General features: G+C 70.1%; 9 protein-coding genes, 1 tRNA gene, 1 rRNA gene and 1 riboswitch. Of the genes, 5 read left to right on the forward strand and 6 right to left on the reverse strand.

Annotated elements, in window-relative coordinates; all coding sequences use genetic code 11:
- The 4 genes from LG943_RS27420 to LG943_RS27435 all read left to right on the forward strand — a co-directional run.
- Positions 1–916 (forward strand): replication initiator (locus tag LG943_RS27420; protein WP_333486446.1); only part of this gene is annotated, 916 nt, incomplete at its 5' end.
- Positions 913–1,113 (forward strand): helix-turn-helix transcriptional regulator, encoded by a 201-nt coding sequence (locus LG943_RS27425; RefSeq protein ID WP_270075284.1) that lies wholly within the window; start codon positions 913–915, stop codon positions 1,111–1,113. The genes LG943_RS27420 and LG943_RS27425, both read left to right, overlap by 4 nt.
- Positions 1,114–1,154: 41 nt before the next feature.
- Positions 1,155–1,493: a hypothetical protein gene (locus LG943_RS27430; RefSeq protein ID WP_270075285.1), complete on the forward strand. Its 339-nt coding sequence runs from the start codon at positions 1,155–1,157 to the stop codon at positions 1,491–1,493.
- A 6-nt stretch (positions 1,494–1,499) separates the two neighbouring features.
- Positions 1,500–2,345 carry a tyrosine-type recombinase/integrase gene (locus tag LG943_RS27435; protein ID WP_270075286.1) on the forward strand — a complete coding sequence of 282 codons (846 nt, stop codon included), beginning with the start codon at positions 1,500–1,502 and terminating at the stop codon, positions 2,343–2,345.
- Between the two features lie 89 nt (positions 2,346–2,434).
- Here the strand turns inward: LG943_RS27435 and LG943_RS27440 are convergent.
- From LG943_RS27440 to LG943_RS27455, 4 genes are all read right to left on the reverse strand, one after another.
- Positions 2,435–2,510 (reverse strand) — tRNA-Ala (locus tag LG943_RS27440).
- A 201-nt stretch (positions 2,511–2,711) separates the two neighbouring features.
- The gene (locus tag LG943_RS27445) at positions 2,712–2,831 is read right to left on the reverse strand and encodes a DLW-39 family protein (RefSeq protein WP_217783044.1); all 120 of its coding nucleotides are present in this window, start codon (positions 2,829–2,831) and stop codon (positions 2,712–2,714) included.
- A gap of 196 nt (positions 2,832–3,027) precedes the next feature.
- A complete protein-coding gene (locus LG943_RS27450; protein WP_270075288.1) occupies positions 3,028–3,861 on the reverse strand; it encodes a helix-turn-helix domain-containing protein in 834 nt (277 codons plus the stop codon).
- 494 nt (positions 3,862–4,355) lie between these two features.
- A complete protein-coding gene (locus LG943_RS27455) occupies positions 4,356–4,670 on the reverse strand; it encodes a DMT family transporter (RefSeq protein ID WP_270075289.1) in 315 nt (104 codons plus the stop codon).
- A 30-nt stretch (positions 4,671–4,700) separates the two neighbouring features.
- Positions 4,701–4,768, reverse strand: a riboswitch (guanidine-III (ykkC-III) riboswitch).
- A gap of 173 nt (positions 4,769–4,941) precedes the next feature.
- Here LG943_RS27455 and LG943_RS27460 point away from each other — a divergent pair.
- Positions 4,942–5,250, forward strand: a complete 309-nt coding sequence (locus LG943_RS27460) for a hypothetical protein (protein WP_270075290.1) — start codon at positions 4,942–4,944, stop codon at positions 5,248–5,250.
- Between the two features lie 465 nt (positions 5,251–5,715).
- On the opposite strand, the gene LG943_RS27465 is transcribed toward LG943_RS27460, so the two are convergent.
- Both LG943_RS27465 and rrf read right to left on the reverse strand, forming a co-directional pair.
- Complete coding sequence (locus LG943_RS27465) at positions 5,716–6,915, reverse strand: winged helix DNA-binding domain-containing protein (RefSeq protein ID WP_270075291.1); 1,200 nt, start codon at positions 6,913–6,915, stop codon at positions 5,716–5,718.
- 300 nt (positions 6,916–7,215) lie between these two features.
- Positions 7,216–7,331: ribosomal RNA gene (rrf, locus tag LG943_RS27470) — 5S ribosomal RNA — on the reverse strand.
- Positions 7,332–7,340 lie beyond the last annotated feature (9 nt).

The following is a 7,340-nucleotide window of genomic DNA, read 5'->3' on the forward strand; positions in this document are numbered from 1 at the left end:
CTTTGATGTGCAGTACTTCGCCACGGTGGAGCCGCAACGGCGGCTGGCGCCGCACCTGCACATGGCCACACGCGGGACGGGCCCGCGCGCGGAGCTGCGCCAGATCGCGGCGGCCACCTACCACCAGGTGTGGTGGCCGCCCGCCGATGAGGTGGTCTATGACGGGGCGAACCTGCCCGTCTGGGACGAAGCGGTAGGGACCTACGTTGATCCCCGCACGGGTGAGGTGCTGCCGACCTGGGATGAGGCGCTGGACGCCCTGGACGCCGATCCCGACGCCGAGCCGATGCACGTGGTCCGCTTCGGGCCGCAGGTGGACGCCAAAGGCGTCCTGGCCGGGTCCCCGGATGCCGACCGGTGCGTGCGCTACCTCGCGAAGTACCTGACCAAGGACATCGCCGAATGCCACGAGGTCACCACCGACGCCCAAGCCCGCCATGTCGAGCGGCTCGTTGAGGCCCTGCGGTTCGAGCCCTGCTCTCCCCGGTGCACCAACTGGCTGCGCTACGGCATCCAGCCCGACAACCCCAAGCCGGGGATGGTGCCGGGCTACTGCCAATCCAAGGCCCACCGCCGCGAACACCTCGGCTACGCCGGACGCCGGGTGCTGGTCTCCCGCAAATGGTCGGGCAAGACCATGGCCGACCACAAAGCCGACCGCCTCACCTGGGTCCTCAACGCCCTCGGCGTCCGCCCCGGCGAGGAGGGCCAGGACCACGACGCCCAACAACCCCCGGCGCTCGCCTCCGTGGCCTCCGGCAACCACGCCTGGGAGCTGGCACGCCCCACTGACCCCGACGTCCCGCCCCGCGAACACCGTCTCCTGCGCGCGGTCGGCGAAGCCCTCAAACGCCGCGCCCAACTCGACTCCGCTCGCCAGTCCAGTCTTTCGGCAACTCAGGGAAGGGCCGCATGACCACCGCCACCGCCGACCCCGAGATCACCGTTCCGCAGCAACTCTGGTCGGTTCAGGACGCTGCCCGATTCCTCGGCGTTCCGGCCAAGACGCTTTACGAGTGGCGTTACAAGGGCGACGGACCGCCCTCCCACCGCATCGGCCGCTACGTCCGCTACGTGCCCGCCGAAGTCCATGCCTGGGTCCGCACCCGGTAACCGAACAACGCAGACCAGAAAGGAAACACAACATGGCGCGGGTGTGGATTTACGACCGGCAGCAGGACAAGCGATACCGGGAACAAGTCGCGCGTGCCAAGGCCGCGAAGCGCACTCCCCCTGCTCGCTGGCTGGTTCGTTATTACTCGGCAACAGGGCAGTTGAAGAGCGGGGGGACCTACAAGAAGAAGCCCGACGCCGAGCGGCGGCAAGCCGAGATCGAGCGCCAGTTGGAGACCGGCACCTTTAGCGATCCTTCCGCCGGGAAAGCACCGCTGGCCGAGGTCGCGGAGAAGTGGCTGGACGCGCAACACCATCTGAAGCGCTCCACTCGGCGGGACTACCGCGAATACCTGGACAACTACGTCCTCCCCGAGTAGGGCAAGGTGCCGGTCAACCAGGTGCGTTTCGAGGCGGTGGTGGACTGGGTGAACCGGTTGGTCCGCGAACCCGGCAAGCGCGCCCGGAGCCTCAGCCCCTCCTACGTTCGCAAGGTCTACTACACGCTTTCGCACGTACTGGCGTGGGCGGTGAAGGCGGGCCGCATCATGGTCAACCCGGCCAAAGGTGTCCCGCTCCCCATGGTGAAGCCCGGCGAGCATGTGTACCTCGATCCCGTGCAGACCGAGCGGCTCGCCGACAGCGCGGGGGAGTACCGCGCCCTGGTGCTCCTGCTCGCCTACACCGGGCTCCGCTGGGGAGAGGTCTCGGCGCTCAAGGTCGGACGTGTCGACCTCTCCCGCAAACGGGTGCACGTCGAAGAGACGTACGGGCGGGAAGCGGGCAAGCTCTACACCGATACGCCCAAGAACCACGAACAGCGCGCGGTTCCCGTGCCGGCCTTCCTCGTCGGGGAGCTGCGTCCGCTGGTCGATGGCAAGGACGCGGAAGAGTTAGTCTTCACCGCGCCTATGGGCGGGCCGCTGCACTACGACAACTTCCGCAGTCGCGTCTTCGGTCCCGCCGTGAAGGCGGCCGGGCTGGCGTCCCTCGGGGTAACGGCGCACAAGCTGCGTCACACGGCCGCGTCGCTGGCGATCGCCTCGGGTGCGGACGTCAAGGTCGTTCAAACGATGCTGGGCCACAAGACGGCCACGATGACCCTCGACACCTACGGGCACCTGTTCCCTGACCGCCTGGACGAGGTCGCCGAGCACATGGGGAAGCGGCGGGAAGCCGCGCTCCGCAAGGCGCAGTCCACATCATCGGGGCGGGCTGGACGGGCAGCGTGACGCACGGAGGCATGTGCATTAAATGTGCATCGGCCGCCCCCGTCGTGGACGGGGGCGGCCGATGCGGTGTGTTCTGCCTGCGAGAACCCTGGTGGAGCCAAGGGGAGTCGAACCCCTGACCTCCGGTATGCAAAACCGGCGCTCTGCCAGCTGAGCTATGGCCCCGGCTTGATCAGGGACGAGCATACCGCCAGGCCGCCCGTGCCCGTTACCGTATTGCGGGGCTTGACCACGGGGGCATCGCGCGCTGCGGCGCCCGGAAGCGTGGGGGCGCAGGGGACGACGCCCTCCCACGGCTTCGGGTACGCCGAACGTGTCGGACCGCCGGCGCGGCGGGCGCCGAGGCCGACGGGGGGACCGGTTCGGTCAGTTGTCGCCGGCCGTGGCCTCGGTCCAGAGGTCAAGCTCGGCGCGGTCGGCCTGGATCTTGCGGTACACGGCAAACGCGCCGAGGGCCACCAGCACGAGCACGATGATCTTCTTCACGGTGTGCACCCCTTCTTCGATCACGGATACGGGAATCGGACAGCGACGCGGCGGCCCGGAGGTCGAGAGGGCGGCGCGGGCGCCGGGGTCCCTGCCCGTCTCCTGAGCGGAAGGCGTCACTAGAGAACTTTATGGGGTTGTCTCCCCAGCAGACTAGCAACCCGGCCGCGGGGTTCCCGCCCGACGCGGCCGGGACTCAGGTCAGCAGTGAAAGGCGTTTCAGGGTGGTCAGGGTGGACTCGGGGGAGTTGGCCGCCGCCACCAGGCGCCGCCAGACCTGCTGGCAGGCGGCCACGCCGTCCTCGGACTCCACGATCCCGCCGCCGTGGGTGGCCTCCACGAACGCCAGGGACGCCTCGCCCTCGTCGAACTCCAGCACCGTGAACGGCCCCGCGCTGCCCGCGTGCAGCCCTGCCGAGGTGGGCAGCAACTGCACGACCACGCGGTCGTGGCCGCGGGCGAGGTCGATGATCCGGCGGAGTTGGGCGTGCAGCAGTTCGGAGTCGCCGCTGACCCGGCGCAGCGCGTCCTCCTCCACGATGGCGTGGTAGCGCTCCAGGGAGTCGCGGTCGAGCACCTCCTGGCGCTTGAGGAAGGCGGCCACCATGCGCTCCACCCCGCTCTCGTCGTAGCCCTGGGAGCGCGCGAGCGCCGCGGTGTACTCGGGCACCTGGAGGAGGTCGGGCACGACCATGCCGGCGTAGGTGTCGATGGCCACCGCGCCCGCCTCGTTGCCGACGTAGGCCGAGGAGATGACGTCCTCGTACTCCGTCCACCACGGGCGCAGCCGCGACTCCCGGACCATGGTCAGGATGGCCTCGCGCTGGCCGCCGGTGACGCCGTAGAGCTTGAGCAGCGCGGAGACCTCCATAACAGAAGGCCATTTGCGGATACCCGTCTCGATATGTCCGAGTTTCGCCGGGGACCATTCAAGTACGTCGGCGACATCGCTGAGGGTCATTCCTGCTTGGACGCGTCGTCGGCGCAATTCCGCTGATAGGCGACGGCGTCGAACAGTGGGGCTGGTCATGGCGCCTGTCCCGTGCACGCTGAGTACCGGTGTTGTGGCACTAGAGAAGCACCAGACCTAGCCTCTAGCAATGCGTTTCTAGAAATTGGTCCCCGATTTCGATACTTTGCCGGTCAACCTCCCGCTCCGGGCGCGCCGCCGCCGCGCTGGAAGGGACGGCATATCACCAGCGTGAGCACTGTTAATGCGCCACGCTGCGTAAGGCGCCGCGACGTCGGGGAACGCGCGAGGCCGGGGGCGGATTGGCGGCCGTCCGGATCGCGCTCCTTCGGGCGGCCCCAATGCGGGCCGCGGAGCGGCGGAGGAGCACGGGGAGAACGCGGGGAGCGGGGGAAGGAAGCGGGGAGAGGGGGAGCCCCCGCCGGACGCGTGAGAACGGCGGGGGCTCCAGGGGCGGGTGCGGGTCGACAGGGACGCGAGCGCGTGGGCGCCCGTGCCCGTCGACCCGCCGAGGGGACCGGCACGGCCGGCACGGTCCCCGGGGGCGCGCGGCGTCAGTGCAAAACCTTCAGCCCCACCACACCGCTCACGATGAGCACCAGGCACAGGATCTTTGCCGTGGACACGCCCTCGCCCAGCCACGTCATGCCGATGATCGCGGTGCCGACCGCGCCGATGCCCACCCAGACCGCGTAGCCGGTGCCCACAGGGATGCTGCGCAGCGCCAGCGCCAGGCCCCCCATGCTCATCACCAGGGCCACACCGAACACCACCGACGGCCACAGCCGCGACAGCCCTTGCGACGCGGCGAGCGCGGTGGCCCACACGCTTTCGAGAACACCGGACAGGACAAGAAGAACCCAGGCCATGAACGCCTCCGAAGTCGGCTCAGTGCTGACACCGCGCCGTCTTGTCACTGCCGGGTACGGCGCACCTCGTCCGGGGGCGGCCCGTGGCAGGCCCTGCCCACCACCGACAACCGGACCCGCCTGGGCGGTATTCCACGTGGTGGGCGGTGTGACCGGCCTGGCACGACCGGCCAGGGCCGACGCCGCGCGCGCCGCCGCGGGTGTCGCCGCGAGGGCATACGATGCAAGGGAATCGACGGGAGTATGCACCCGTGCACAGGCAAGGAACCCCATGAGCTATCCGATGAACGACACCGAGCAGCTCATCGCCAACGCCGAGGAGGAACTCCCTCCGCCCACGCGTTCGCGGTTGATCGCCAAGCTGCGCAAGGGCGTCCACATCGATGACGCCGCGCGTGAACTCGGTGTCAGCACCCAGCGCGTGTTCTCGGCCGCGCGTATCCTGACCACCTTCGGCGAGCAGCTCGACTCCACGCTCACGGCCGAGCGCGACCCCGCCCTGCCCCACGGCACGGTTACCGGCTACAACAAGCGCTGCCGCTGCCCGCAGTGCCGCGGCGCGGTGAACCGCAGCCTCTGAGCAGCGGCTTTACGCCTGGTCTACGAACGCCCTTTCCCCGTTTACCCAGAATTATCCAGCGGAACCGACCTTTTAGGCTTATTGATCTTCAAGCTGGGGAAACCGCTCAGCATGAACGAGCGTGTGGACTGGGCCGCGATGAGCGACGAAGAGTTCATGGCGCTGCTGCGCCAGCTTCTGGAGAGTCCCTCGGGGGTCGACTCCGACGACGACTAGCCCCCATAGCCTTCACCGGGCTCCGGCGGCCTTCGCCGCCCGCGCGCACAGCCCTCACCGCGCCTCCCTGCCCGTGGTGACGGCCGCACCCGGCCGCCGGGCCACCGGCCGCTCCCTTCGCGCCGCGTGCGGGCGTGCTGCCGCGCTTCCCGGGACTTGCGTCCCCCGGCCTTGCGTCCGGTGACGCCGCTGCTGTGTGGGCGCCGCACCCCCGGATGCCGCAGCCCTGGACGCCTGCCGGGACAGCCGTCAGGACGCGCCCCCGCTCGGCTGCGGGGCGCCCTCGGCTCCCGTGTGCGCCTCGGTCGGCGAGCCAGCGGGGCCGGACCGACGCCGCGGCGGCTCGGTGATCTCCAGCCGGGTCTCCACCCCGAGGAAGCGGCCGATGTCCACCACCTCGGCCACGATGCCCTGCGGCAGCTCGGGCGCCAGCGCGCCGAACGGCTCCACGACCACCGTGCGGCGGTCGGCCGCCCACTTCCAGCGCGCCACGGCCCGGCCGTTGACCAGCACCGCCGGATGGATGATCCCGCCACCCGGCGTGATCGTGTGCGCGTGCCGCCCCGGGACGGCGAAGCCGCGGTCCTTGTAGCCCAGCAGGTAGGAGTCGAACGCCCCGACCATCCGCACCTGCCACGGTGAGGGTGGGGCGGGCAGCGCCTCGGCGAACTCGCGCGGCGCCCGCATCGGCCCGTAGGGCGTGCCGACCTCCTCGGTGTCCTTGGCGACCAGCTCCCAGCCGCGCCGCGCCATGTCCGCCGGAAGCCCCGACCACGCGGTGAAGTCGGCGAGGCCGGCCGGGCCGTGCCCCCAGAGGTAGCGCCGCGCGAGCTTGGCCAGCGCGGAGTCGGTGTCCCGGGACTCCCAGGTGCCCACCCACTCGCGGGTGAGGACATAGGTGGGCTTGCCGTTCTCCCGGTCGGGCCCCCGGCAGATCAGCCCGCGCATCGCCGCGTAGGAGACGAGGTGCGCCGGGGCCTGGCCGGTGGTGGGGAGGGCGACGCCGGCGGTGAGGAGTTCATCGACCAGTTCGTCGCGGGTCAGTGCCCGCCCGCCGGAGAGGACGTCGGGGATCACCGACTCCGCTCGGGCGCACAGGTCGTCGTCCAGGCCCAGCTCGGCCCGGCGCCGGGCGGTCTTGGCCGCGAACACGGGCCCGAGCAGGCCCACCATCCAGCCCGCGTCGGCGGCCGGAAGCGCGTGGAGGGTGCCGCGCATGGCCCAGGTACGGACGATGGAGCGCTCCTCGGCGATGGCCCGACGCATGTCCGCGAGGACGAGGCCGGACGTGCGGGCGCGCACGGCCAGGCGCGAGGCGTTGAGGTCCTGCGCCTGGATTGCGGCGGCACCGCGGACGGCCCCGACGACACCGGCCGCGGGCGGCCCCATCAGCAACTGGGAGTTCATGCGGGCGGCGCGCAGACCCTCGTCGCTCAACTCGATCGGCATCGATGGATCCCTTCATGGACATGTCGACGTAACGACAACATTGCCATTAGTTCACCCTCGGGAGAGCCAACGGTAGGGGAGGTATCGCGTTCCGTGCCGATGGGGAGGGGGGAGGGGAGGGGCGAACGCGGCCGTGTGGGAGGTGTGGGGCGTGCCTGTGCGGAAGGCCGCGACGAGGCCGCCCGAAGGCGCGGGTACGCGGGCGCGCATGGCTGGGGGAGCGGCCGGTCGGCGGTTCCGGAACGTATTCGGGCATAAAAAATGGGGGGACCCCCAAAGGAGTCCCCCCACTCAAATGAATTGCGGCAGCAACCTACTCTCCCACCCCACAACAGGGCAGTACCATCAGCGCAAAGAGGCTTAACGACCGGGTTCGGAAAGAGACCGGGTGTGACCCTCCCACCATAACCACCGCAAACCCAACC

Source organism: Streptomonospora mangrovi (assembly GCF_027604915.1).
In the GTDB taxonomy this organism is placed as follows: Bacteria; Actinomycetota; Actinomycetes; order Streptosporangiales; family Streptosporangiaceae; genus Streptomonospora; species Streptomonospora mangrovi.

Coding starts and splice junctions, on each gene's coding strand:
- LG943_RS27425 (WP_270075284.1), top strand. CDS start 913: ATGACCACCGCCACCGCCGACCCCGAGATCACCGTTCCGCAGCAACTC.
- LG943_RS27450 (WP_270075288.1), bottom strand. CDS start 3,861: ATGACCAGCCCCACTGTTCGACGCCGTCGCCTATCAGCGGAATTGCGC.
- LG943_RS27455 (WP_270075289.1), bottom strand. CDS start 4,670: ATGGCCTGGGTTCTTCTTGTCCTGTCCGGTGTTCTCGAAAGCGTGTGG.
- LG943_RS27460 (WP_270075290.1), top strand. CDS start 4,942: ATGAGCTATCCGATGAACGACACCGAGCAGCTCATCGCCAACGCCGAG.
- LG943_RS27465 (WP_270075291.1), bottom strand. CDS start 6,915: ATGCCGATCGAGTTGAGCGACGAGGGTCTGCGCGCCGCCCGCATGAAC.